Annotated in this window: 27 protein-coding genes; 5 read left to right on the forward strand and 22 right to left on the reverse strand. The window is 38.4% G+C overall.

Annotation, left to right across the window (positions count from 1 at the left end; translation table 11 throughout):
* The first annotated feature begins 203 nt into the window (after positions 1 to 203).
* Entirely contained in the window at positions 204 to 1,403 is a 1,200-nt protein-coding gene (locus tag AM500_RS13215; RefSeq protein ID WP_053599633.1) for an MFS transporter, read from the forward strand.
* 413 nt (positions 1,404 to 1,816) lie between these two features.
* Here AM500_RS13215 and AM500_RS13220 read toward each other — a convergent pair whose 3' ends face one another.
* Positions 1,817 to 2,113, reverse strand: coding sequence for a TIGR04104 family putative zinc finger protein (locus AM500_RS13220; RefSeq protein WP_053599634.1), 297 nt, complete (start codon positions 2,111 to 2,113; stop codon positions 1,817 to 1,819).
* 258 nt (positions 2,114 to 2,371) lie between these two features.
* A complete protein-coding gene (locus AM500_RS13225) occupies positions 2,372 to 3,715 on the reverse strand; it encodes an RNA-guided endonuclease InsQ/TnpB family protein (protein WP_053599635.1) in 1,344 nt (447 codons plus the stop codon).
* A gap of 312 nt (positions 3,716 to 4,027) precedes the next feature.
* Here AM500_RS13225 and AM500_RS25030 point away from each other — a divergent pair, with 312 nt between their 5' ends.
* Positions 4,028 to 4,204, forward strand: a complete 177-nt coding sequence (locus AM500_RS25030) for a twin-arginine translocase TatA/TatE family subunit (RefSeq protein ID WP_081772949.1) — start codon at positions 4,028 to 4,030, stop codon at positions 4,202 to 4,204.
* Between the two features lie 141 nt (positions 4,205 to 4,345).
* On the opposite strand, the gene AM500_RS13230 is transcribed toward AM500_RS25030, so the two are convergent.
* From AM500_RS13230 to AM500_RS13305, 16 genes are all read right to left on the reverse strand, one after another.
* Positions 4,346 to 5,554 carry a hypothetical protein gene (locus AM500_RS13230; protein ID WP_053599636.1) on the reverse strand — a complete coding sequence of 403 codons (1,209 nt, stop codon included), beginning with the start codon at positions 5,552 to 5,554 and terminating at the stop codon, positions 4,346 to 4,348.
* Between the two features lie 15 nt (positions 5,555 to 5,569).
* Positions 5,570 to 6,403 carry a hypothetical protein gene (locus AM500_RS13235; RefSeq protein WP_053599637.1) on the reverse strand — a complete coding sequence of 278 codons (834 nt, stop codon included), beginning with the start codon at positions 6,401 to 6,403 and terminating at the stop codon, positions 5,570 to 5,572.
* Positions 6,400 to 7,089, reverse strand: a complete 690-nt coding sequence (locus tag AM500_RS13240) for an ABC transporter ATP-binding protein (RefSeq protein ID WP_053599638.1) — start codon at positions 7,087 to 7,089, stop codon at positions 6,400 to 6,402. Before AM500_RS13240 ends, AM500_RS13235 begins: the two co-directional genes overlap by 4 nt.
* Positions 7,090 to 7,111: 22 nt before the next feature.
* Complete coding sequence (locus AM500_RS13245) at positions 7,112 to 7,477, reverse strand: GntR family transcriptional regulator (protein ID WP_053599639.1); 366 nt, start codon at positions 7,475 to 7,477, stop codon at positions 7,112 to 7,114.
* Positions 7,478 to 7,884: 407 nt separating this feature from the next.
* A complete protein-coding gene (locus tag AM500_RS13250) occupies positions 7,885 to 8,421 on the reverse strand; it encodes a dihydrofolate reductase family protein (RefSeq protein WP_053599640.1) in 537 nt (178 codons plus the stop codon).
* Positions 8,422 to 8,719: 298 nt separating this feature from the next.
* Complete coding sequence (locus tag AM500_RS13255; RefSeq protein ID WP_156319813.1) at positions 8,720 to 9,004, reverse strand: hypothetical protein; 285 nt, start codon at positions 9,002 to 9,004, stop codon at positions 8,720 to 8,722.
* Positions 9,005 to 9,084: 80 nt separating this feature from the next.
* On the reverse strand, positions 9,085 to 9,579 hold the full coding sequence (locus AM500_RS13260; RefSeq protein ID WP_053599641.1) for a hypothetical protein: 495 nt from the start codon (positions 9,577 to 9,579) through the stop codon (positions 9,085 to 9,087).
* A gap of 107 nt (positions 9,580 to 9,686) precedes the next feature.
* The gene (locus AM500_RS13265) at positions 9,687 to 10,160 is read right to left on the reverse strand and encodes an 8-oxo-dGTP diphosphatase (protein WP_053599642.1); all 474 of its coding nucleotides are present in this window, start codon (positions 10,158 to 10,160) and stop codon (positions 9,687 to 9,689) included.
* Positions 10,161 to 10,279: 119 nt separating this feature from the next.
* A complete protein-coding gene (locus AM500_RS13270; RefSeq protein ID WP_053599643.1) occupies positions 10,280 to 10,591 on the reverse strand; it encodes a hypothetical protein in 312 nt (103 codons plus the stop codon).
* Between the two features lie 118 nt (positions 10,592 to 10,709).
* Positions 10,710 to 12,200: an amidase family protein gene (locus AM500_RS13275; protein WP_053599644.1), complete on the reverse strand. Its 1,491-nt coding sequence runs from the start codon at positions 12,198 to 12,200 to the stop codon at positions 10,710 to 10,712.
* 183 nt (positions 12,201 to 12,383) lie between these two features.
* Entirely contained in the window at positions 12,384 to 13,160 is a 777-nt protein-coding gene (locus tag AM500_RS13280) for an NUDIX domain-containing protein (protein WP_053599645.1), read from the reverse strand.
* A 142-nt stretch (positions 13,161 to 13,302) separates the two neighbouring features.
* On the reverse strand, positions 13,303 to 14,022 hold the full coding sequence (locus AM500_RS13285; protein ID WP_053599646.1) for a nucleotidyltransferase domain-containing protein: 720 nt from the start codon (positions 14,020 to 14,022) through the stop codon (positions 13,303 to 13,305).
* A 95-nt stretch (positions 14,023 to 14,117) separates the two neighbouring features.
* Complete coding sequence (locus AM500_RS13290) at positions 14,118 to 14,495, reverse strand: nuclear transport factor 2 family protein (protein ID WP_053599647.1); 378 nt, start codon at positions 14,493 to 14,495, stop codon at positions 14,118 to 14,120.
* Positions 14,496 to 14,641: 146 nt separating this feature from the next.
* The gene (locus tag AM500_RS13295; RefSeq protein ID WP_053599648.1) at positions 14,642 to 15,259 is read right to left on the reverse strand and encodes an NUDIX hydrolase; all 618 of its coding nucleotides are present in this window, start codon (positions 15,257 to 15,259) and stop codon (positions 14,642 to 14,644) included.
* A gap of 109 nt (positions 15,260 to 15,368) precedes the next feature.
* Entirely contained in the window at positions 15,369 to 15,833 is a 465-nt protein-coding gene (locus AM500_RS13300) for a hypothetical protein (protein ID WP_053599649.1), read from the reverse strand.
* Between the two features lie 118 nt (positions 15,834 to 15,951).
* Positions 15,952 to 16,269, reverse strand: a complete 318-nt coding sequence (locus AM500_RS13305) for a hypothetical protein (RefSeq protein WP_156319815.1) — start codon at positions 16,267 to 16,269, stop codon at positions 15,952 to 15,954.
* A gap of 629 nt (positions 16,270 to 16,898) precedes the next feature.
* On the opposite strand from AM500_RS13305, the gene AM500_RS13310 reads away from it, so the two are divergent.
* Complete coding sequence (locus AM500_RS13310; RefSeq protein ID WP_053599651.1) at positions 16,899 to 17,399, forward strand: DnaJ domain-containing protein; 501 nt, start codon at positions 16,899 to 16,901, stop codon at positions 17,397 to 17,399.
* Positions 17,400 to 17,443: 44 nt separating this feature from the next.
* On the opposite strand, the gene AM500_RS13315 is transcribed toward AM500_RS13310, so the two are convergent.
* The 3 genes from AM500_RS13315 to AM500_RS26255 all read right to left on the reverse strand — a co-directional run bounded on the left by AM500_RS13315 (position 17,444) and on the right by AM500_RS26255 (position 19,082).
* Positions 17,444 to 18,061, reverse strand: coding sequence for an NUDIX hydrolase (locus tag AM500_RS13315; RefSeq protein WP_053599652.1), 618 nt, complete (start codon positions 18,059 to 18,061; stop codon positions 17,444 to 17,446).
* A 47-nt stretch (positions 18,062 to 18,108) separates the two neighbouring features.
* Positions 18,109 to 18,765 carry a hypothetical protein gene (locus AM500_RS13320; RefSeq protein ID WP_053599653.1) on the reverse strand — a complete coding sequence of 219 codons (657 nt, stop codon included), beginning with the start codon at positions 18,763 to 18,765 and terminating at the stop codon, positions 18,109 to 18,111.
* A gap of 188 nt (positions 18,766 to 18,953) precedes the next feature.
* Positions 18,954 to 19,082 (reverse strand): hypothetical protein, encoded by a 129-nt coding sequence (locus AM500_RS26255; RefSeq protein WP_269432476.1) that lies wholly within the window; start codon positions 19,080 to 19,082, stop codon positions 18,954 to 18,956.
* Positions 19,083 to 19,848: 766 nt separating this feature from the next.
* On the opposite strand from AM500_RS26255, the gene AM500_RS25530 reads away from it, so the two are divergent.
* Complete coding sequence (locus AM500_RS25530; RefSeq protein WP_156319816.1) at positions 19,849 to 20,154, forward strand: hypothetical protein; 306 nt, start codon at positions 19,849 to 19,851, stop codon at positions 20,152 to 20,154.
* Positions 20,155 to 20,410: 256 nt separating this feature from the next.
* The gene (locus AM500_RS13325; protein ID WP_053599654.1) at positions 20,411 to 24,334 is read left to right on the forward strand and encodes a S8 family serine peptidase; all 3,924 of its coding nucleotides are present in this window, start codon (positions 20,411 to 20,413) and stop codon (positions 24,332 to 24,334) included.
* A 346-nt stretch (positions 24,335 to 24,680) separates the two neighbouring features.
* On the opposite strand, the gene AM500_RS13330 is transcribed toward AM500_RS13325, so the two are convergent.
* Positions 24,681 to 25,544 carry a phosphotransferase family protein gene (locus AM500_RS13330; RefSeq protein ID WP_053599655.1) on the reverse strand — a complete coding sequence of 288 codons (864 nt, stop codon included), beginning with the start codon at positions 25,542 to 25,544 and terminating at the stop codon, positions 24,681 to 24,683.
* Positions 25,545 to 25,567 lie beyond the last annotated feature (23 nt).

The following is a 25,567-nucleotide window of genomic DNA, read 5'->3' on the forward strand; positions in this document are numbered from 1 at the left end:
AGATTTTCTACAGTAACAATTCACCAAATAGAGCCGGAATCCTTCCTTGTATAAACTCCTATCAGTAAACCATCCTTGTAATATTCGATGTTCCTGAGGATTTTACTGTAAGGCTAAACGACTTTAAATATTTTAACAAAATACGGTAACAATAAATTCATCACTCTTTTTTAGAAATAGCCTCGGAAGGCGGTACTATATCTATGAGGAAAATTAAAGCTAAATTATGGACAAATCAATATGTCATTATAATTTTATTGTCTTTAGTCATGTTCGCTTCTTTTTATATGATTACTGCGGGTTTTCCAATTTTCGTATCAACTATAACTAATAATCCAGCGGTTGCAGGAATCATGACAACGACCTTAATGTTAGCATCGTTGGTTACCCGCTTCTTTGCCAGTGTGATTATTCAAAAAGTTAATATGAAATTGCTCCTCATTATTTCCCTTATTTATTTTATAGGCACTATCGCACTTACTTTCGTAAACGACTCAATCGGATTTTTAATATTAATTCGGGCACTGCAAGGTATTGGTTTTAGTATGCTTACGATTTTAGTCTTCACGATATCAAGTAATATTGTTCCTAAATCCCGCTTAGGTGAGGGCATTGTGTTTTTCGCAATGTCTACTAGCGTTGGCACGACAATGGGGCCACTAATTGCAATTTCTTATCTTGCAAATTTCTCATTCAATTCGATGATGCTTTTAACTCTCGGGCTAATGACTTTTTCACTTGTGTGCAGTTTTTTCACTAAAAATAATACAGTTAAAAAAGAAGAAAGCCCACAGGAGACAGAGAAAGAACCTTTCTATAAGTACATGTTCGATAAGCGAGTCCTTCTTCCATCTATTTTGGTAGCTCTTAATTATATGGCGATTGCAGGAACGGTCAACTTTATAGGAGCGTTTGGAAAAGAGATTAATGTAGGCGGAAAGATTTCACAGTTTTTTATTGCACAAGGGATTGCGATGGTAGTAGTACGGTTCTTCTCTGGCAAAATTTTTGACAGATGGGGACATAGGATTCTTATTATTCCGGCTGCTGTCTCCGGTGCGGCGGGTTTGATCTTATTGGGCTTTTCTACCGGTATGGTGATGGTTTGGGTTTCAGGATTATTATTTGGAATCGCTTATGGCATCATCCATCCAACTATCCAGGCTTGGGCATTAACACTTGTTCCAGCAGAGAAAAAAGCAACGGCCAATTCCATGCTGCTAATCTTTATTGATTTCGGTTTGGCCATTGGTTCAGTTGGTCTTGGGTTCTTAGCAAAAAATGTTGGGTACGGCATGACTTTTAGTTATTCTGCAGCTTTTATGATTATCATTTTGTTATTGTATCTAGTTGGGGTCAAGAAAACGGTAGCATTAGCAGCTCATAAGGAAAAACCATCCTGAACGGACAGTACTTGCATACTAAAGTGCTGACTAGGGCTGCACCATAGTCAATAGTGGGTTTGGCGGCCCTATTTCATGTTGATTGCACCTGGATTTTTCCAGTAATTGTCTAAATGCTCATATCGGTATTGAAATGGCTCATATGAGGCTCATATCCTCAGTAAAGTGGCTCATATAATTCGGTTTCACGCATCGTACTCCGAAATGCGGTTAAGGCTGGTAAAAAAATTAAAGAGGTCAGCTTGAGTATCCTTTCGCTTCGGCTGGTGTAAAAATTATAGGAAATCATCATTTAGACAACGAAAAGACCGACTGTAATCCTTGTCGGTCATTTTTTATAGTTCATTTGGAATTTAAAGTGATGGGCCGCTAGAGGTGAATCCCTCCTTAAATTAAAGCGCTTGTTTGCTTTATTACAATTCCTCACCTTTCTCTTTGTACTGAACAATATATGGAGCAAGTAGTACACCAACAATTGATATAATGGCTCCGATACCAATGTTTACATAGCCGTTATTAAAAGGAGAAAGGAAATAAAAAACTATCCAAATTGGTAAAGTAGAAATGGCTGCAACTGTACTTCTACTAAACATGGTTATCTTATGTTTAGTGCCGCAGTTGTCACATTCAATCGGCTTATAAAACCACGAAAGGGATTTATAGATTTTCCTCCAACTAAATGGTGATTTGCAGTTTTCACATTTTTGCATACTTCCCCCTCCTTAAACATCGTTTTTGTTGTATTCAAACCTATAAAAGTTAATTGTTTATATTTATATACGATTTATAATGCTAATTCGATTCAATAATGTGAACTACCCACCACTTAATTTCTACGAAATTTGAAGTGGGGGCTTCCAAAGGCTTTCACCTTTTTCTTTTATTGCTAGGTCATCCACAAGACTAACGCCTCATGTCACTAGCCTTAAATTCGTGGCGTCCCTGCCACTACTGAAAATGAATACAGCCTATACGGGCACTGGTACCCCAGCCATAAACCCTAAATCCGACAGTATCCTGATTCCGTACTGTTTTAGATTTCTGGCCGCATTATAGTCTCGATCCATTTTTGTGCGGCAATGCTCGCACACATACACTCTCTCTAAGAGTTTCACTGTTTCCTTTTTTGAATTGCATTCACTGCATAGTTTTGTGGAAGGAAAGAATTTCTCTGCGAAGATAAGATGCTTTCCTTTTTTCTTCGCTTTATACTCCAACATGGTTCGGAACATGCCAAACCCGTTGTCATGCAATTTCTTGCCCAGGGACAGGCATTGTGCCAAATTGCTCAAATCCAGGTCTTCCACCAAAATAGCCGCATAGTCATTGGTTATCTGATTGCTTCTTTTGTTGAGAAAATCTTTTCGCTGGTTTTTTGCCTTGGCCATGGTTTTTTGATAGTTCTTAAGCGTGTTTTGATAAGTAGTTGAGTAAAGAATCCTGCCCTCAGAATCGACCAGGGCTCTATTCCTTTTCCTGGCCAATGACTTGTTCAACCGTCTCTGGCGCTTTTCAATGATCTTATGGTACCTTGGATACCCGGCTTTGCGACCCTCGCTATCCATGTATAAATCAATCTGGCTATAATCTAGCGCCAGCACTTCATTAGCCCTGATGTTACTCCGCAAAGGCTCTTGTTTCATTGGAAAATCCACAGACAGCGATACCATATAGCGATCTCCTTCCCGTTTAATGGTCGCCTTCTTGATAATCGCTTCTTTAGGTAACTCACGATGCATGGCAATCGGGATTCCATTTCGAAACTTCGGGATACATAGCAGGGATTGGTCGTTACGTTGGACGATATTAATATTTCCATTCGTTTGATTGGTGGTGTAGCTGAACTTTCCGTGCTTCTTGCTGTGGAATTTGGGGAAGCCTTTCATGTCTCGCAGAGTCGGAACATACCCAGTCGTTCGCATCTTTTTTCGGACCGCTTTTTTGTACTGCATCGGTTTTTTTGCGAATTCATCATTATATTTCTTCACCGCAGCCTGAAAACGGATTTTCGCATCATTGTAAACAAACGAATCGTTGGATTTATCGAGATAGTCATATTTCTGAGTGATGGTGGTGTAGTTAGGCGTCGTGTATTGAATGAATCCGCCTTGAAACCCGATTTTCTCCAAATGTTCGTAGAGTCCAGCTACATACTCGTTGTATACCTTCCGTTCGCATCCGAAAGAGCGTTCTATCACTTTCCTATCATCCTCAGCCGGGAAAATTGCGTAACGATACCCATACGTAACCCAACCTTCAGGTAGCACTTTTTTTGTACCTTTTATATAGTTTCCATTCTTGTCGGTAGCCATCTTTTCACCTCCCTTGTCCATGTTTGAGCGAAACTACTATATAAGAATATTTTACCAAACGGAACGTATGTTTGTCTTGTGTTAGAATATATATTTTTAACCGTTTTCATTTCTATGCCCAAACAGAAAACACACGCCATTCATCACCCACCTAAAATCTTTCGGATTTTGGAGGAAGGGGACTTCTGGCTAATTTCGTTAAAGTTTTATCACCTAAACGGACCTTTATTTCAAAATACTAGTCCCCTTTTCAAAAAAGAGGTATACTGACCTTGTATTACACGCATGAAATTCTCACTGGGAGATGAAATAATGTTATCCAATATCGGTGTACCGGGAATGATTCTGATTCTTATTGTTGCCCTGATCGTGTTCGGTCCGAATAAATTGCCAGAGATTGGCCGTGCTGTAGGAAGTTCAATTCGCGAGTTTAAGCGCGCCTCGGAAGGGCTTACTGAAGAAATTAAAAAAGAAATTAAGGAAAAATAGATGATCTAATTAAGCACCATGAAAAGCGCTCGTTTGTAACCAACATAGTACGTTTCTATAGACGGCTTCATTTTCAACTTACCCAATAATAAAAACGTGCACCTGTTTTAGCGGCAGGTGCACGTTTTTCAATTCGGCTACTTATTCAATGGTTAGCCAATCAATCATCAGATAACCTTCCGTTTTATTTTTATCTTGGCCCTTCAACTCAACAACTCCCTGATATAGTTCTTTCCCGGTTTTGATATCAAAAATTTTAAGTGAAGGAGTGCTAGACGGTTTTTGTCCAATTCTATCAGGTGTTGTAAGGATATACGCCTTTCCGTTTTTTACGGCAAATTGAAATCCTGATTCTCCATGTTCAAGTCCTGTACCAATTGAATTTACAATTTTCCCATCTTTATAGCTGTAAGTTACGAGTTGTAAACCTTTCTCACCGGACTGAGTAAAGTATAGCAAGTCACTATCGTAATACGGCAATATACGAGGTTTCATCTGAAGATCATCAGGAACGTCAACTTTAATTTCTTTGCCGATTTCTAAATCAATCATAATTAGCTCGGTGCTTACAGGTTCAGAATACGTACTTTCCTCCATTTCTATATTTTTAGAAATTTCTTTGTAAAAGAAAGCATACTGGCTTGGCTGTCTGGTATTGGTTGAATTCAGCAATTGCAAATCGGTAAATAGGTTTTCAGCTTCGTTCTCTGTTGACACTACAGTTTTGTCTTCCTCAACTTCTCTATTAGCAAGGTTTATTGTGTAAAGATGCACTTCTGTATTGTCAGAATCATAATCCGCGTTCCTGGTCAGTATTTTTAGTTTGTTGCCAATCAGCTGGATATCTTCAATACTAATAAATGAATACTTTTCTTTATTAGGAATTTTCATATCGAAGTTTTTTTCAGTTTCCGATTCTTTTTCCAGCATGGATAATTTGAATGTAAAATCGTTGGCCATTTGACCAAAATGATATTCAATATCCCCAAATATAAGGTGATCCTCATCCTCGTAAAATGAATTCATACCATTTTTCCCTCTCATGAATGAGCGGTATTTCTTATCAAGATCTTGATTGCCATCGTTGTCGGAAAACAGTTGTTCAGTTTTATTAATAAGACCCATTTCTTTACTATAAACGGAACCGTCTGTAGTAAGGGTTACGACGTCAATGAAGTTGCCATTTTGATAAGAACCATGAATTTTAACTTTGTCTGCCTCTTTCTCACTGCCAGTTTGTTTTTTCAAAGAAAACTGTGGGCTTCCGGATGCTGCTGACTGGATATAAAAAGCTCCAATACTAAGAACGATAAGTGATAAAAGTAAAATGGATATTATGTACCGTTTCATAATGTATCTATCCCCCTACACAGTGATTTTTTTATTAAGTAATAATCTGCTAGTCCATATAGATGCCGTTGCTATTAATAGAATTAGCCCAAACTCGATTAGTAGGATTTCAATGGGATAGAAAAACTGGTAATTCATCCATGCCATGAGAAGGAAAGGTGAAGCAAAAAGGGTGCCTGCTGCAACGCAATACATGATTCCTATAAAAATACCCTTTACTCGGTAGCATCTTTCAAAAAGGATGGCTGTAAAGATAACCAATAAAGCCGTAAAACCTACACCGTAAAATAGGATGAATTCTGAAAAAGTTGAAGGCAGAATAATCGACACATACACACTGGCCTGCAAGGTTTCACTAATCCCCATTAAGATTCTGAATTCACCAGGGACAAGCCATTCAAACAAGATTTTTTGTACAGGAAAGAGTAGTATTTGTGCAGCCACTAAGCCTAGTACCATAAGAAATATCGCTGTTGCCTTCGCAAAAAATATTGTTAATCTCGGAATAGGAAGCATTAACAACCGATATGCAAACGTATTTTTCCCGTTCCATTCCCTATACCAGATCATAAATACATAAAAGATCAGTGCAGCTGCCGATAAACCGATTGGGCCTATGAACCATAAACTATCGATTATGGATATAAAGGAAGTCTGGCCGTATTGATGTACATATTCAGTTGCGGACAATGAGTTCGTAACCATTAATTTATTGGCTTGATTCATATACCATTTAGAGATGGAAAAGACACCAGCAAATTCTGTAACCACCAAAATTAGCAGCAGGGAAATGTATAGTTTAAAAAACCTGCTGATTTCGAAATTGACTAATTTGAAATAACGATTCATGCTCTGTACACCTCTCTCATCACATCGATTACAGACTTACCTTCTCTCAGGCGGATATCTTCCGCCCCAAACTCCTTATGTACCTTACCATCATCAATTAAGACTGCTTTATCAATCAAATGTTCTATATCGTTAATTTCATGGGTGGTTATAATAACTCCTCTGCCTTCGATCAAATGAGAGGTAAACACTTCTGCAATCTGTTCCCGGCTGAAAATATCAATCCCGGAAAAAGGTTCATCCATCAATACATAATCCACATCAAGAGCAAGTCCAAGAAGCAGGTTTACCTTTGCTGTGTTCCCCTTCGACAAATCTCCGATCCGCATTTCACGTTTCAGCCTGAAGAAATTGAGTAGGTCGGCAGCACGATCATTGTTCCAACTTTTGTAGAAGTCTTCCATGAATACTATTGAATCCTGTATTGTCATTTGCGGTGGCATAGTGATGGCATCAGGAATGAAGGTGATTTTCTCATAGCTATCCTTGCTGAGTTTTTCATCATCCAGCAGGATTTGGCCGCTGTTGATTGGTGTCAGACCCATTATTGCTTTCAAAGTCGTTGTCTTGCCAACCCCATTAATTCCGATTAGGCAGGTGATTTCACCTTTATTCGCCGTAAAAGAAACCCCATCCAGTACGGTCTTCCGCTTGTATTTTTTTACAACATTTTGTACGGAAATCATATTTCCAGTCCCCCTCTTCACGTTAATTTGACTGATATTTATCCTTTATCAGGTTCAATAGTTCATCCAATGGCACGTTAATGTGCTTCACAGAAGTTAAGAACGAGTCAACCGCTTCTGTCAGGAGCTCCTCCCTTACCGAATTTAATACATTCGTATCGGTTGTAACCCTGCTTGGAAAATTTCGTTCAGTATGGATCAAATTCTGGTCCTCCATTTCCTTATAAGCCTTTTGAGCTGTATTTGGGTTTATTTTTAGCATGGCAGCCAGTTCCCTTCTTGATGGAATATCCTGGCCGGCTTCCAGTGCCCCATTGGCTATTTGTTCTTTAAAATATCGGACAACCTGCAAATAAACCGGGTCACGATTATTAAAGGTCACATTCATACAGACATCTCCTCATCTTCCTTCCGTTGCGAGAGGTGTGTGTACTAAGTAGTTCATACACCTTATATGTGTACTATACACATAGTACACTATAGCCGTCAACCTAAACTTTTCAGGAAATGGAAAAATTATTAATAGCTAAATACCCCAGTTTCCACTCTTTCTTTTTTCATATCCCAAAGAGGTTCACTCAGTTTTATAATCGTATGAGATTATTTAGATTGATTCATGTCAGCCTTTTTGTCTTTTTTCAATCTGGAAAACTTGCCACGTCCGCTTACTCTCCTCCAAAACATTTTGGCCCGTTAGGAAGAATAATGGATTGAAAATGGGTTACTGCCGAACTAACCCTAATAGCAGAAATCGAACAAAGCTGCGCAGACAATTTAGGTCTGCGCAGCTGATAGCTAAGCCTTTTTGACGTCATAATGTAATTCGGCAAATTGATTAAAGGTCCTTACCGATTTTAAATGAAGATCCAGCTGATAATTACCTTCCTTGAATAGCGGAATCCCTTCTCCAAGAATAGTTGGGGCAATGGTCACAATCATTTCATCCACAAGTTTTTCCTTGAAAAATGTTTGTAGTAAATCTCCGCCGCCAACAATCCAGATATCCCTGCCTACCTTTTGTTTTAAAGAATGAATAAATGCTGGGATGTCCTCATTCAAGAAAGTGACATGGCTTGTGTTTTCCAACTGTGACCTCGTAAATACAAAACATTCTTTATTGGGATAAGGGAAGTTACCTTTCTCCTGTTCCATGATCCAATCAAATGTCCTTTTCCCCATTACGATGGTATCGACTGTTTCATAAAACTCCGAATAGCCATTATCACCTTCGCCTTCCACCTTAAAAAGCCATTCCAATGAATCGTCCTTTGTGGCGATATAACCATCCAGGGTTTGCGCGATAAATACCACTACTTTTCTATTTTTGCTCATACGTCTCCTCTCTTTCCTAAAAATATTAATAATTCCGTCTGTAGGTACAATAAGGAAAAGTGAAAAATACTAGGCAGTGTAGATTTTTTTAAAACCAATCATTCTTTGATTGATGGGTTCAGTCTTGTATTTTAAATGTGGGGCACTCTGTTTGGGCACTGACAAGGCTTCTCTGATACCACTTCAAGCACTTTAAAATTGTAACTTGCACTCAAATTACCGCTAATCTGCTTGTTTGATAATTAAAGAATTCAACTAAAAAGGCGATCCATCCTTTTTGGATCAACGCACCCAATAATTAAGCAATATTTTTAAGCCAAGTTAATATACGGAGAACTTGAAGTGGCTCAAACCAAGTAATTAAAAATAAAATAATAAAAAAAGCAACAATTGAAATAAATTGGGTACTACCTTTTTCCTTTTTGAAGATAGCAATAAAACTAAATACAGCCCCCAATAATATAAAAATAACTCCTATAAATACTAACAGTTCAGAATATCCCTCTATAATCCAGTTTAATCCAAAAGAAAGTAAACCCAATATTATTAATACTATCGACCATATGCTGTTTAATTTCAACATAAATCCCCCCTAAATTGATAGTCTCTTTATTGTACTAAATTATCTCCTTTATTTAATAAAAGAGCTAGATCAAAACACTTTTAATTCCCTCTATTGCGGAGTTTTTTTGATACTTTAAAAGGTTCAGTTCTTAAAACCTCTTTTCCACCTTCAGTAACAATAACTCGAATTTCCTTTGCTTCCGAAATAATTCTTAAAGGGTTCTTCATTGAAACATAGAGTTCTCCTTGCTCATTGGGCTGAAACAAGGTTTCTCCAACCATAGTTCCAAACCGCAACTCAACATTCTCTATAGGGCCAAAAACAACTCCTTGTTTATTATCTCCTCTAAGTGATATTTCGTAGTTGGCAGCAGGGTCTAATTTTTTTGCTAATACGATTACATCAATAATTCCATCTGTAATAGCACCATCATCGAATAACGGATCCTCAAATAAAATGGTCACTCTACCTGATTCAGCTTCAAAAGGGACATCCTCAGCCTTATAAGCCTCGACTTCTTTAACACTTTCTTTATTTGAGCAACCTGCTAATATCATTCCAAACCCTAGCAAAAGGATATTGATTCTACGCATTATTCCCCCCCTTTTTTGCAGTCTCAACTCTTATTATTCTTTATTATCGTTTGATACCCTCTTCAGTAAACTACCCCCGATGTTTAATAACGAGTTAGTTAGTTTGTTTATGTATTTCTTATTGTAACTTTACCCTCTTTATTCTCTTCATGATTCCATTCTACTTGAATTTCAAATATCCCCTCTTTAAAGAAAAATGGAAACCTTCTACGAATTGATATTTGCATAGGTAACTTATCTACATCTTCAATATTAACCCAAACCGCTTTTCCTTCAGGTGTTTCTTCAAGGAGATCCCCATTGAAATCCTTTGTAATGTAATTGAAAATCATATATCTATCATTTGCAACTGGGTTAACATATTCATAAATTCCTTTAAATCTAAGGTTTCTAACTTCTAACCCAGTTTCTTCCTTTACCTCTCTAATTGCACTTTCCACTATACTTTCAGGGAATTCAACTTTGCCACCTGGAGGAATAAATCCTTTGAAATTATCATGTTGCCTATTCAGAAGCAAGACTTTATCGCCATCTTGAATCATACAAACAGTCCACATTTTATAGTTGATGATATTGCTCATATTTTCTCCCTTTTTTTACTTTTTAAAAAAACCTACCTGCTCCTTATATTAATAAGGAGGTTAAATAAAAAGAGCGTTAATACCTCATGAACAATCCACCCGTTACTTGAGTACGAACCTCAATTTACTTTTTTCACGAAGTGAAGAATCCTATTTATTATTCCAATCAAAAGAATGAGAACTCCATTCGCTAATGTTAAAAGTCCTAAAAATGCTCCACCATAGCCTGCACCTTCTCCTGTACCTCCTGAACTCCAATCATAGAAATGTAAAAATAAAGCACCACTAGAAAAACCAATAATGGGAGCAAGTACCATCATAATGATCCCTGATACTATAAGATTTAATTTTCCTTTTTTAAATGCGGCAAAGAAAACAACATTAAGCGATATTAAAATTAAGATATATATTACCAATATTAAATCTTCCATAATGCACCCCCTTTGTAAGTTCAATTTATTGAATAAAAAAACCCCGTTAGTTTGCTTGTCAGTACCTTTTCGTATCCAAGGAATATACCCTGCCAATCTAAAGACTTCAACTATCACACTATTTAGTAGTATTCAGTATTTCAGTTCCTATCTTCGGAGTTTTCCGAAGGTTAGTGGCCTGTTCAAAGGCATATGCTAACTTTATTAATTTCCCTTCACTATAAGCTGTTCCTGCAAAGGTTATTCCAAAAGGCCGGCCATTTTGCTTATAACCAGCCGGTAAGGCAATTGAAGGGTACCCTGCTTTCGCACTAATAGTTGAACCTATATAAGAGGGGAAAAGGATTGCATCTAGATTGTATTTTTCCAAAGACAGGTCAATCCCTTGTTCCTGGGAAAAATATAAGTCTTCCAATTTGCTTAGTAAATAATCGGGATTCCTTAATGTATTGGGATATAGGGCTCTTTGTTCCAATTTATCCTGACCATACTTTAATGCCTTTTTCTTGTTGATTTGATTATATTGAATTAAATCTTTAATAGAATGAATAGGTAAGTTGCTTGGGAGTTGTGAAAGAAAATTATTTAAACCGTGTTTCAATTCGTATAAATTAACTCCCCAATTCCATTCTCTGTGAAAGGAAGGTATTTCAATCTCTTCTATAATGGCTCCCTGATTTTTAATAACATGTATAGCTTCTTGAAACAAGTCCTCATCGTACTCATCAGAAGTTAGAAAGTCTTTGGATGCATTTTTAAATAGACCTACCCTCGCCCCTCTAAGGCCTTCGGGATCAAGGAATATAGAATAATTCTGCTCTATCCTTCCTTCACTTTTAAAGGTTGCAGCATCTTCCTTATCAACACCAGCCATGACTCCAAGCAAAAGGGCTGCATCTGTAACATTCCTTGCCATTGGCCCTGCAGTATCCTGGGAATAGGTAAAAGGGATAATACCACTTCTACTAACTAAACCTACAGTTGGTTTGATTCCTACTACTGAATTTTGTATAGCAGGACTTAGAATCGAAGCATCTGTTTCTGTTCCTACGGATAAAACCGTAAAATTAGCAGCAACTGCCACGGCAGAACCAGAACTAGACCCGCCTACAAAAAGGTCAGGGTCTCCATATGGGTTTAATACTTGCCCTCCTCGCGAGCTATACCCGGCCCACATAGTCGTAGACATTGCATTTGCTAATTCTGTCATATTCGTCTTGCCTAAAATTACCGCACCTGCTTTACGGATCTTTTCAACGAGAAATGCATCTTTTTCCGCAATATAATTCTCCAATGCCATTGTCCCTGCACTTGTATGCATTGAATCCGACGTTTCAATATTGTCTTTTAAGAGGACAGGAATTCCATGCAAAGGGCCTCTAACTCCCATTGTGTTTCTTTCATGATCAAGTGCTTCGGCTATAAAGATAGCATCCGGATTTATTTCCAGAACAGAATTTATTCTCGGTCCGTCTTGATCATATTTCGCTATCCTATATAAATAGTACATAACTAATTCTTTGGAAGTTACTACCCCTTTTTCCATTGCACGTTGAATATCATATATCGTCAATTCTTCATTAAAAAACTCATTAAATTTAATAGTCATATTACTGTCCTTCCTTGTTTTTTTAAACAAACATGTGCCATTGGCTTAACTAAGGAATTCAACAAAGGGGGCAATAATCCTCTTTACATTAAAACATGCGTTTATCCCATACGAAAAAAGGCGTGCGTAATGCATCACCTTTATCTACACAAGCGAGTTCCTCTTAGTTAAACAAAGAAAATGTTAACTATACTCTTTTTTAACCTCATAACGATTAATTAGTTCGTATGGTCTGGCTTTAAATGCTTCGTACGGTAAATAGTTTGGTTCCATTGCATCAAGAGTTCTGCTTCTAAATTGATTCCTTGTAATAAATTGATTTATATTTTCTTTATTTAATTTAGTAAAATAAACTTCTGATGTTTCATTTTCTGCATTCCTTACTTCACCAGATTGATACTCACCTCTAAATACTATACAAGTTACTCCACTTGTAATGTTTTGATAAATACCTGTTATCCCATGTAAATCAATTTTAACTCCAGTCTCTTCAAAAACCTCCCGGTGAATGGCTTCTTCTAAGGTCTCACCCTCTTCTACTTGGCCTCCCGGCATTTCCATAGTATCGGAACGATGAAAATTTCTAACAAGCAATACTTCACCAGCTTTATTGGTTATATATCCACTGACAGATATTATATGTTTAGGCGAATGGTAGTTAGCAGTTGAAGTTAAAAAGTCTTGATTATCCTCCATGTATAGTTCGCCTAATTCTTTTATTTTTTCTTTAGCGTTTTTATGTAGTTCACTATTTCTTATGAGACTTTCTATACTTTCATACTGTTCAATACTTTTATATTCCCATATAGCTAAAATCTCGGTTTGTTTGTCATTTACCCATCGGCCTATTAATTTGGCTCCGTATTTAATTTGATTTGGGTATAAATAGGAATGAAAGAATTCATTGAAATCGTTTAGTTTTTCAGGCTGAATTTTGTAAGTTTTTCTTCTATATATCATTTTCAGATACCCCGTTTCTTCTTACCTTTAGGAGGGAAATTAAAATTCCTTTTCAGCTTTACTAGACTGTTAACTTAATAAAAGATTTCACAAAAAGGCTATTAATCCTTCCTCAATTCACGCATCTTTAGTTCAATAAAAATTACTTTTTCCCTAAAGAAAAACCATTAAAAAACCTTCCTCCGTATGGATATAACACGTCATCAACTAATTTGATAATTTCAGTTTTATCTCCATTTTTATAAAACACATCAAATGCCACAATAAATTGTTCTGTAAACTTAACATCGTATTGTTTTAAAGACCGAATTATCCACTTCGATGCCCCGATCCACCTATTATTCGTTCGTAAGACAAACTCACTTACAAGCTCCGCTAGTGCATTCGCAATAAAAATACCTTCTGCTCTTTCATTGCAGCCAATAAAATCATCAAGAGTATCCGTAATAAAATATCGCTTAGTAGTTATTGTTTCTATTGACCATTTTTCTGGTCCTTTTGCTAACAGTTGTTCCGCCTGGATTTTTATTGAGTCAACTACGCCATTATCTTTAATGACCAAACCTTCTGAAACCATTCGTGGTAACGAAGGCCTCGCTCGTTTATAATCACTTTCGAAAAAGTCTTGATAGGAGATCAAGTTATGAACGAACACTTCTATATGCCAGTCAAAATCAATTATGGATTCCCGATAAGATGAAACAATTTTTTTATCAAACACTATTATGTCAAGGTCAGAGGTTTCTGTCGCTTCCCCACGCACCACACTTCCTGCCAACAATGCTCCATCACAAGACGGAAAACATTTATTAATGAACTTATGTGCAGCTATAATTGGTTCCAACTTGTTAAAATCCCCCAAATACTCCCCCTCCTTTTTAAATTAAACTGCTTCCTTTTTAACACTAAAGTGAGGTACCCTTTCTTGATAAGCGCACCCGGTAGTAAAAAAAGAACCTACCTTTCCAGCTCAATATATTCTCTCAATAATTTCCACTCTCCATCTTCTTTTCTCCATACAAACATACATTGAGCAGCATATGGTTCACCATTTATTTCGTTTGTTTCTCTTCCTGAAATTATATATTCCTCTCCATTTTTACGTTCAGTAATTGTAACAACTTCAAAACTTTTTTCAGCATTATTCATTTGGTTCAATACACTATTAAGGTCATAGTCATAATAGTACGGTTCGGGATGATCTATACTGGAATGAGCCCAGTACCCTACAAAACTCTTTGACATATAACCTCTAATTCCATCACCATTTTTGCTGATGAATCCTTCATTCCAAGCGACAAAATAGCCATTTAATACTTCCTTTATATTGTTCAATTTTCAATTCTACCTTTTATTTATTGGTATCTATATAACAGCATTAAAATAAGAAATTCACCTGAAAAGGCGATAAATCCTGCTGCATCAAGCCATCTGTTAAACATCCAGGAATCCTAAACAACAAAGTAGGCTTTCAAGGAATGTCAATCAAAATAGACAGGGGCATGAGGATTATGTAAATGTTTAAACGCTAAATGAATTTGTGATTTTGTATTCCTAGCTACTGATAAAGTTGGCAGTTCATTTTCAGCAAAAAATTCCACTGCATCCGTTTCGATACCTTCTTTTGGATGCCCGCCAATGATTTCACATTCAATAAACATTTTATAAACGTGAAATAGAGAAGGTGGGTGTGGATGGCATTTCTTATCAAATACGGCTATTAATTTTACTGCTATAACATCAAAACCAGATTCTTCTTTTACTTCCTTGACTGCAACTTCACTTGGTGTTAATCCAATGTCACCCCAACCACCAGGTAACGACCAAACCCCATCATTGTTTTCTCTCACCATTAATATTTTATTTTCTCTAAACACAACAGCCCTGATATCTACTTTTGGCGTTGCATACCCAGTTTCATTTGCAAATAGTTCCTTTATAATTTTATTGTCCAAATTCGTATGCTCTTGCAAAATTTCAACACTAATATTCCTAATCAATTCAAATCTTTCCAAGTCATAAACATCTTTGGAATAAGTTAGTCCCGCTTGTGCAATGGATTGAAGCTGTTTTGCCCATTCCAACCATTTAGGTTCCATTTTTTATTCACCACCAATTGATTTTTTCTAACCTTCCCGATAGTACAACTCAACAAAAAGGGTGAGCAACCCAGAAGTCTCAGGATATCCCCTGCTCTAAAAATTTCATTTAATTAGACGTTAAACCCAAATCGATTACTTCTTCGTTTCCGTTCCAATATATAATCAGTGACCATTTTAAAATATCTTCTATAGGAACCGGATTTTTAATAACGGTTTCTCTATATCCACCGCCACTTAAAGGTTTGTTAAGCTCTCGATTGCCTATCTGACCCCCTGATGAACCAACTTCTTTTCCTCGGTGGTCAAAGAACTTGACCGTCACATTTATAGGAAGAGTTGGCTTATCAGAACCTATATAAGTGAGAGTTCCTCTTCCGAAGTTATGTGCAGTTGGCAAATAGGAAACTATGAAATTATCCACCTTCCAGTGATTACTTTCCCCTTTTAAATGCACATATGAGTACTGAACCGTTTTTTCCGGTTCCGGAATCAATAAGAATCCAAGAGTAATAAGATTTGTTATCAACAATATGCTGATTATGATGTATGCCCTTTTTAGTATTATGGTCAATGGCCTCCTTTTACCGGTGATACTACACATATGGTGACAAATCATCATTATCCTTATCGAACTTGCTTTAGCTGAATTAAAAAACATATTTTAGCCATTCTTTAGAACTTATTTTCTGTTAAGGTTCCATTAGGTGTAAAAGGTCTATTTTCCATATAGCATCATCTTTTTTTAATCCATAAATAATTGTTGATTGATAAAGTCCAAAACTAACAGTTAATTCTACCTGTGCTTCATTTTCAGTTTTATTTTCTTCATTAACTTTAATTGAATTGTAGTATCGATAGTCGAGTGTGGTATTCATTGCTCTTTTTTGAAGATCTCCCGTATAATATTTCTCCCTAAATGCATCTAAGCCGGGGAGCGTACCATTGTCATATGATAGGGAATAGATTGCTTCAACATCATCAATCACTACCGAATGAAGATATATCAAAACAATCCTTTCAGGTGAGAGTTGTGATAGATGTTGTGGATTTTTATCCGTTTTAAAAAGGTCATATGTATTTAATTCTCCTTTTGTAAAACTGTGTAAATATGAAAATTCCTTATTGTTGTTGATTATTTTTTTCTGTTCATTAATGGTGTCCTCAAGAACAGCGACTTACTTTGTAAATCTTGTATTTGGTTTTCCTGCTTTTTCAATAAGGCATCATTGTTATTACAACCTGTACTGACTAATATAACTATCCCCGTAAGAAAAACTCCCATAGAATGTTTTATATTTAACACCCCTATATAATATTTCTAGTTAAAATAACCTGGTCATTTAGCCATACATGATCCGTGCATATTTTTATACGCGAAAACGAACCCTTTAACCTTAATAAATAGGTTGTTTTGAATTCATTTCTATATTTAGGGAGATTAATCCTCCTAAAATTTGAAAAACTACGCATTTTATACAAATTTTTGTTAATATCTCTACCCTCTTCGACAACTTGTAACCTACCTTTAATAGATGTAACACTATTGTTCTTGTTCTGAAAAACTCCATTGGTATGATAGTGCTGTCTGCTTAAGAAAGTGAAGCCTATTGATTTTTTAAAAAGAGAGTTGAAAAACATGCTGACTGTTAGAGAGGCTGCTGAACAATTAACCGCCGCTGGCATTGCTGCCAGTGAAGATGACGTCACGAGTTGGATCAAGCAGGGAAAATTGAAGGCCGAAAGTATCAATAGAAGAACGATATCCTACAAAATTCCTGTGAAGGACCTGATTGATTTTTCAATAAAAATGCAGACTGCTGAACTTCAATCCCGGCTAGCAGACTGCGAGCTGGAACATACTAACCTGAAGGATCATGTAGAGCTATTGAAAACACGTGTACATATTGAACAATCCAAAGTGCGGACGTTAAAAAGGTTGCTGGAAGAACAAATTCTCTCTTCAGCCGAAGGGAGTTCGTTCCACTATGCTGAGTTGTTGGGGCTTGAACAAGACTCCGACAGCCGCCACCTTAAAAGAGAATTCAAGAAATTATTAAAAGCCCTCCATCCCGACAGAGCCGGAGACGAAAGGCTTTTTAAAGTGTTCAAGGAACATTATGAGAAGCTTAAGGCTTAATTCATCTAAGGAGTGCGCCGGTTCGTTTTGGACCGGTCCGCTTTTTAGATGTTTTTTTTAATGCCGTTAATAACAGATTTATAAAACGGAATCTGATGCGGAACAAACTGATCCTGGCCAACTTCTCTTTCAAAGAAAGACTTGCGGCCATCTCTCATTTCGAAGCCTGTTACCTTAATGGTATCCCGCTCACCATTCCAGAGCTCGGCGAACTGGGCAAATTCCACCTTCACCATGCCAGCCACTTCGTCCTCTTGCAGTATAAAATCATCAAACGGCTTTTCGCTTTTATACAAAAAGGTATGGGCCAACTCCTTATCGATAAATGCTTCCTTTTCGGCGCAATATTCTATGATTCCTAGCGGGATTAAGTCTTCGAATGAAAGATCGACTCCAACCTCTTCCTTTATTTCTCTAATGCCATCCTGCACGGTTTCGGACGCAAGCAAATGCCCGGCAACCGTGATATCGTACAAGTTCGGGTAGTCTTTTTTCAAAGGGCTCCTTAACTGTAAATAGAGATAATCGATGCCTTTTTCATTGTGAATGAACCAGCAGTGAAAGGTTTCATGCCAATACCCCAGCCTATGGATTTCTTCCCGCGCTGCAATTCCTATCGGATTCCTGGTTTCATCAAAAATAGTTAATTGTTCATCTTCCATCCAATCTCCCCCTACAAGTTGCTGTATATATGAGTTCCCTCAACTAATTACTTAAGCTCAACTTTTGTTTCTGCATATCGGGAACGGAAAGTAACATATTCTCCTTTAACCCACTCGGCATGGTCTACTCCTAATACAGCTAAATTGTCCGCGGCTGTTCCCCTAGTCATTATGCGGATTGTATCATGATTTATTTTCTTCATCAGTCCAGGATATGTAGTTTTTCGATAAAAATTATAAAAGTGATTTGTCTCCCCAAGCGTAGCATCCCTATGTTGTATGAGAATTGTCTCGTCTCCTGTCGGTGAAATTACAGTTTCATAGGAATATCCAAGGTTTGAATGGAACAACCAGAGGAAAGCCATGGGAGGCAGAATTAGAAATGTAATAAGTGGCATCCCAAACTTTGCAGGTTTCAGGCCATTTAACAAAACACAAATTGCAATTAGTGTAAGTATTGCAGGAATCAATACCCCTGTAGGGATAAGAATGCTGAAGTAATAATCCTGAGTGGAAAATAGAAAGAGAATTAAATCAACCAATAGCGTTCCAATAATAAATGCCTTTTCAGGGTAACTGAACATTTTAACTTTGCTAAAAAAATTTACTTTTGTACTTCGCTGGCGATCTGTCTTTCCTATAATTACCCTAACAATCATCGCTATTATCCATAGTATCAGCAAACTCCCAATGAACGTGCCCATTAGTACATCTCCTGCTTTGTAATTCTTAAAATCTCAAATGTTATAATCTATGAATACCATCTTGCTGCTTTGGGACCCTGAGTTGTCATTCATCGGCATTATGAATGACATCTTGCTGCTTTGGGACCCCTAGTTGTCATTCATCGGCTTTATGAATGATATCTTGCTGCTTCGGCGACCCCGAGTTGTCATTCATTGGCTTTATGAATGACATCTTGATGCTCCGCGAATCCTGAGTTGTCATTCATCCGCTTTATGAATGACATCTTGTTGCTTTGGGACCCCGAGTTGTCATTCATCGGCTTTATGAATGACATCTTGATGCTCCGTGAATCCTGAGTTGTCATTCATTGCCACTGGTGAACTAATTACATCTTAACACTATGTACATAGAATATCTATATAACGGAATTGAATTTAAAAAACTTTTATTCCTCATAGAAATACATGACTTTACTTGGGCAGTGTAGAAGCGGAAAAATTCGAACAGCCTCCAAGCCAGATTTGGATCAATGACGTTCTCGTCGTTTGGAAAAGCATGCAGCACACCGGTGTTGATGTGAATTGACCGATAAAATTTATTTTAGACCGATAAAGTTTTTATTGGACCGATAAAGTTTTTATTGGACCGATAAAACTTTTATTGGACCGATAAATCGCAAAAACGTTCAACATAACGAACAACAACATATCATTATCACGACAATACTGTTAATAATGTATTAGTTTCTTTATTGCGGAATGATTCATAGCACACCTCAACAAAAAAACACCTGCCAATAGATGGCACGTGCACCACTTATATGGCCTCCCTCATACTCTATTTTTCATTCGAAAGTTGAATGATGGCAGCCATAATATCGTCTTCGGCTATTGATTTTTTAGGGTTACCATGTCATACAAGCCTCTAATCTGGTTTTCTCCATCGACAAGAAACATAGTAGTATTATGCGATAAATCCTCCGCTCACTTTTTGAAAGGTGATATGAAATGTATTTTGCGATAGTCTGAATTTCTTCTTTCGTGCCAGGAAGGAACTTCTTATCCTTTAGCACAGTAACCTCTCTTGCATTCCGAGTGAACGTGTATCTGTTAACTTCCGGACCAATGGATGCAAGTGGCGGTCTAATTCTACTTTGTTCTGCAGGAATTGGCATCCTGTTTGGTTCAATGGTCAACGCTCAAACGGTCATTGCCGGTGTGTTTAACGGTGGAATTGGCGGTCATGGGGATTATGCTAGGAGCGGTAGAACTTTACCCATCTCTTTGCGGTTTGCCAATGACTATTTTTACCGAACAGGCGATGATATTCTTTTTGACTCTATTAAGTTTGATTCTTCATTTCATTTCTGCCTGTCTTCTGTACCTCACATTAAGGATTTGACTTAAAACTTGTCCCAAAGGTGGATATTATTCTTGGGTGGTATAAAAAAGGCTCTTTGTAGATTCCCTATTCCTCTCACCTATAGCTTATGAGGACGAGTTTATCGATTTTTGTCGGATTATTTAGATGTGACAAAAAAAGGAAATGGATTATACTTTAAGAGAGTGTGAGAGAAATTAGGTTTGCTGGTTTTTTACTAGACAAGCTAGGCTCTTGTCTGCCGCTCTCTCGCAGTACAAAATACTAGAAAAGGAGATTTAGATGAAAAAATCAAAGCTGCTTTCGATGACTCTTGCTACGCTGCTAACGGTTTCCATTGCACTTCCCGCAGGAACCAACAACGCGGCACTTGCAGCCGGCTCATCCACTTCGACGTCCTCACAAAGTAATGCAAAAAAGAGCACTCTGTTAACCAAGAAAGCCGAAACTACCAAAAAGAAAACCATTAGCAATCAAAAGGAAAACCCGATTGCCAAGAAGTTCAAGGAAAGGACTTCAGGAAAAAAACCTGCAAAAGCAGTGCCAGGGGAATATATTATTACATATAAAAAGGGTGTCGCGGATTCCTCCATTCAATCCCTGCACCGGAAGTTTTCCTTAAAGGCTTCGACAAAGCTGAAATCGCTAAATTCCGTTGTGGTTGAAGTCCCAAAAGGCAAGGATACTGAAGCTTTCGTCAATGAATTGAAAGCAAATCCCAATGTTGCTTCGGTTCAGCCTAACTACTTCTATCAAGCTTCAGGAGAAACTGCAAATCATTATGACCAGTTATGGGGACTTCATAATACCGGCCAGTCTATCAGGGGAATCGCTGGCAAAGAGGACATCGACCTCGATGTTCCAGAGGCATGGTCAACCTATAAGGATTTGAAAGAAGTCGTTGTTGGGGTCATCGATACAGGTGTTGATATCAACCATCCTGACCTGAAGGATAAAATTTGGACAAATAAAGGTGAAATTGCCGGTGACGGTATTGATAACGACGGCAATGGCTATATCGACGATGTCCATGGCTGGGATTTTTTCAATAATGATAATACTGTATTCGATGCTCTCGATGGCGACGATCATGGGACACACGTTTCCGGAACCATCGCTGCTGCATTGGAAGGCAATGATACAAGCTCCAATACCGGCGTTGTCGGTGTTGCACCAAACGTCAAAATCATGCCGCTTAAATTCCTTGGACCTTGGGGCGGAGATACTGCCGGAGCCATTGCAGCAATTGAATATGCGAAAAAAATGGGTGTAAAGCTGACGAACAATAGCTGGGGAGGAGATATGTACGATCCCCTTCTCCAACAGGCGATAGAAAACTGTGACTGCCTGTTTGTAGCTGCTGCGGGCAATGATGGTATGGACATCGATGAAATGGGAGCTTATCCTGCTGCTTACCCGAATTCTAACATCCTCTCTGTTGCCGCAGTAGACAACCAGGGCAAGCGGGCTAATTTTTCAAATTATGGCACCTATTCTGTGGATGTGGCGGCACCAGGTGTGGACGTCCTAAGCTCGGTCCCTAAATTCCCGATTGATGAATTCAAGAAAATTCTTGGAGGAGAGTTTGGAGCCTCAGCGCAAATTACTGACCCGGAATTTGGCTTTAAAGCCATTGTTGATGGCGTTGGTTTTGAAAAGATTAGCGGAGAAAATCGCCAGCTTGCCTTTGAAAAGGCCCTCGGCTATTTGAAAACGGGAGAAGAGCCGGCAAAAATCCTTTTGGTACAGGATGATGAGCACGACCTTGCCTCACTGGTCAAAGGCGAACCTTTATTAGAAAATTATTTCAAGGATTATTTGTCAGATTACAAAGAATTCCTAAAGGATCGGGAATTCGATATTGTAACCATCCCGTCCAATTCATCTTTCTCAAAGAGTGCAGGAACGAAAAAGTTATCAGATTATGATACTGTCATCTGGTTTACCGGCCACGGATTTGGCCTGAATTCAAATGAAGGAACCACACTCACGATGGAAGACGTTGCCTTGCTGGAAGGCTACCTTAAAGAAGGTGGCAGCCTGATGCTGACTGGCCAGGATGTGTTAAGCGGACAGAGCAGCTCTTCGTTTGTTACGTCATTGCTAGATTTAAAAGTTATGATTGATATTGCACCTCTTATGAATACCAAGGGGGTTGAAGGAAGCATTTATGAAGGAGATTCCTTTAATGTTGACAAATGGGGCTCACTGTTCCCTCCTTCAGATTTCATCCAGGTAAACGGGCCAAATGCCAAGCTTTCTCTAGACTATGTTTCGGAATACAGCCAGGCCTATGATTATTATAACGGTACATCGATGGCAGCACCTCATGCCACTGGTGCCGCTGCGCTATTTATGGGATTGCATTCCGACATGTCCCCTGTCTTTGCAAAGCTTTATTTGGGCAGCCAGGGAACTGAACTTCCTAGCCTTAAAGGAATCGTTGGATCCGGAAAGCTTGTAAACGCAGCCAACATCAACTTGTTCAATGACAACACGGTGCCAGGGCTGCCATTACAAAAAAGCATTCTTTCTGGAGACCTTTCTTCTACTACGGATAAAGATGATGTTTTCGCTGTTCCATTAAGAGAAGGAGAAGCGATGACGATTACCCTTAACGGCGACAAAGGTTCCGACTTTGACCTTTATGTCTATTCAGAAGGCGCAGAGGGAGTCGCAAGCGCAGAAGGCTTAATGGCCTATGCCGAAACACCAGGGACGTCGAATGAACAAATTCTGTTCATCGCTCCTTATACAGGATTTTATTATATCGATGTGTACGCCTTCAAAGGGAATGGCAAGTACAAGCTATTCGCCGGAAACTTTGGCGGAGCATATGAAAATGAAATGCCCGTCATTGCCTATTCTGGCAACTGGGAGCTTGATGAGAATCCAGGCTATTCGGGTGAGATGGCTAGCGTTCTTAATTCAAGAGGAGAAGTAAATTTCTCATTTGTTGGCTACAGCTTTGAGTGGCAGGCTTTCAAGGCTCCAAACCAGGGTGTCGCGGACATTTACATTGATGGTGTTAAGCAGACTCCTGTTTCGATGTACTCCCCTGCTTTCCAGGGAAAACAGTCAGTTTTTAAAAAGGAATTCCAGGAGTATGGCAAGCACTCAGTGAAGATTGCCTGGACTGGAAAAAGTGATTCGGCTGCGAGAAAAAGCGCCTCAGCAATTAACGTTGACCGCTTCATCGTCAAGGATAATCCGCTCAAGCCGCTGGCATCTTACAGTGCATCGAAAAAATATCCAGTCGTAAACTGGGCACCAGTCAGCTGGGCAACGGCCTACACTGTTTATCGGAAGGAATCAGGAAGTTCAGAGTATACCAAACTCACTTCCCAGCCAATTTCTGCAACTTCCTTTACTGATACATCGGCAAAGCCGGGCAAAACCTATGATTATGCTGTATCGCTTTATACACAAGGTGAAGAAACCAAGCTCTCTTCCTCAACTCGTTATACCTTCGATGATGATGTAAAAGCAAGCATGCCAATTATCGGTGATAAAGCAAAAGGCAGCTTGAACGCAAGCACGAAGGATTATCAGGATGTTTGGAAAAAGACGCTTGAAGCAGGTAAAACATATGAAATCAGCTTAACCGGCTCTGCAGGCACCAATTTCAAACTGAATGTTTACAAACCAGGTACAACCTCCATTTTCGGGAGTACTCCTGCTGCATCTGTATCCACAACCGGGTCGGCCAAGAAAATCTTGTTCAAGCCACAAAAGACAGGAACATATTACCTGGCTCCGATGGCTAAAACAGGTTCTGGAAGCTATACGCTTGCAGTAGCGGTTCAAACTACTTCTCATGTAGAAAATACCGCAGCTGCCTTTAAAAAGGCAGGCACCTGGTCGACTGTAAAAACAACATATGCGTATGGCGGATCTTTTTTACAATCGAAAAAAGCCGGCAGCAGCATCAGCTATACCTTTACTGGAACAGGAGTCGCCCTCTATGCGATGAAGGATAAAACAATGGGCTATGCCGATATCTATGTCGACGGAAAGAAAGTGAAGCAGGTCGATTTGTATTCCGCCAAGCGCCAATACAAACAAAAAATATGGGAAGCAACCAATCTTCAGAAAAAATCCCATACTGTCAAAATCGTTGTAACTGGCAAAAAGAGAAGCAGTGCAACCGGTACAAATGTAGACCTGGATGCGTTGAAAATAACCACCTTCTCCCCTGTTAAATAAAGTGTTAAATGCAAACAAACTCGTCTCATTTGAGGCGAGTTTGTTTGTATTGATTTGATTTTAAAGTAAGGCTCTGATTTTGCTGAAGGTTGATTTCACTCTGTATTAAAAATAAGGGGAGTTATTCCAGTTAAATTGGGAAATACCTATATTTCCCTTAAAATAAGGGTAGTTATTCCGCTTATTATACCGGAATCATTGAATTTGGACCTATTTTTAGAGGCTAAGTGGAATTTCTCCGCTTATTTCTGCTCCTTAAGGTGCCCGTGCGAACATTAACCGGAAATTCTCCCCCTATTAATTTTCTCACACCTCAACAAAATTCAACAATGAATACTAACAGAGCCTAAAGTAAAAAAGTTTTTATCCTCGCTACATTTTCACCATAAAATTTTGCGTTTTTCTCAAGTCCACGGCGTTTGCACCAGCCAATACTGTTAAAGGCATCTGTGAATTGATAAAAAGGCAATACGATTTCCAGATCTATTAATGGACGGATACTGTTATAACCTTCTTTAAAGGACTTATACAGTGTGGGATTGAAGCTTAAATAATCGCGATACAGTTTGGTGAAATCCACTTCTGTCGAACCAAACCGAACACTCTCAAAATCAATCATTCCTGATACTTTATTTCCATCAACAATAATGTTTGCTGGCCGAAAGTCCATATGTACAAAACTTGGTCCGTCCGGGGAAGGCAGCTGGTTTTTCATATTCTCGAATTTTTCTATCGCCCTGCTGTATAATTGCGGATCTAAAACACTCTTTACATCCTCGGCAAAGCTATAAAATTGCTGTTCAATAAAATTAGACCAATTCGTAAATTCATTTTTTATGCCAGTTAACACTTTGCCGGCAGGTGGATGAACTGAATGCATCTGTGCTTGAAGGACTCCGACTTGATACGCTACTGTTAGCGGAGCATGGGGTGTTAATGGCTGTCCTTTTAATTCCGATAATAAAAAAGCTCCTGGACACTCCTCATCACCAGTCCAATACTGTAACATATCAGGAATCGGAACTTTCCCCTTAAGTATTTCATAGGATTCTAACTCACGCTGAAACTTTAATTTTGTATAAGGTATTTTTAAAAATACATGTTCACCACGAGACAAATAACATTTATAGACTGTTGAGCTATGTGAATCTTCTACTTCGTTCAGTGATTGTACCTGCAGTCCAAACTGCTGAATGACACGATTTAACATTAACTGTCCCCCCTTTTTTTATA

This window comes from Bacillus sp. FJAT-18017 (assembly GCF_001278805.1).
GTDB lineage: Bacteria > Bacillota > Bacilli > Bacillales > Cytobacillaceae > Bacillus_D.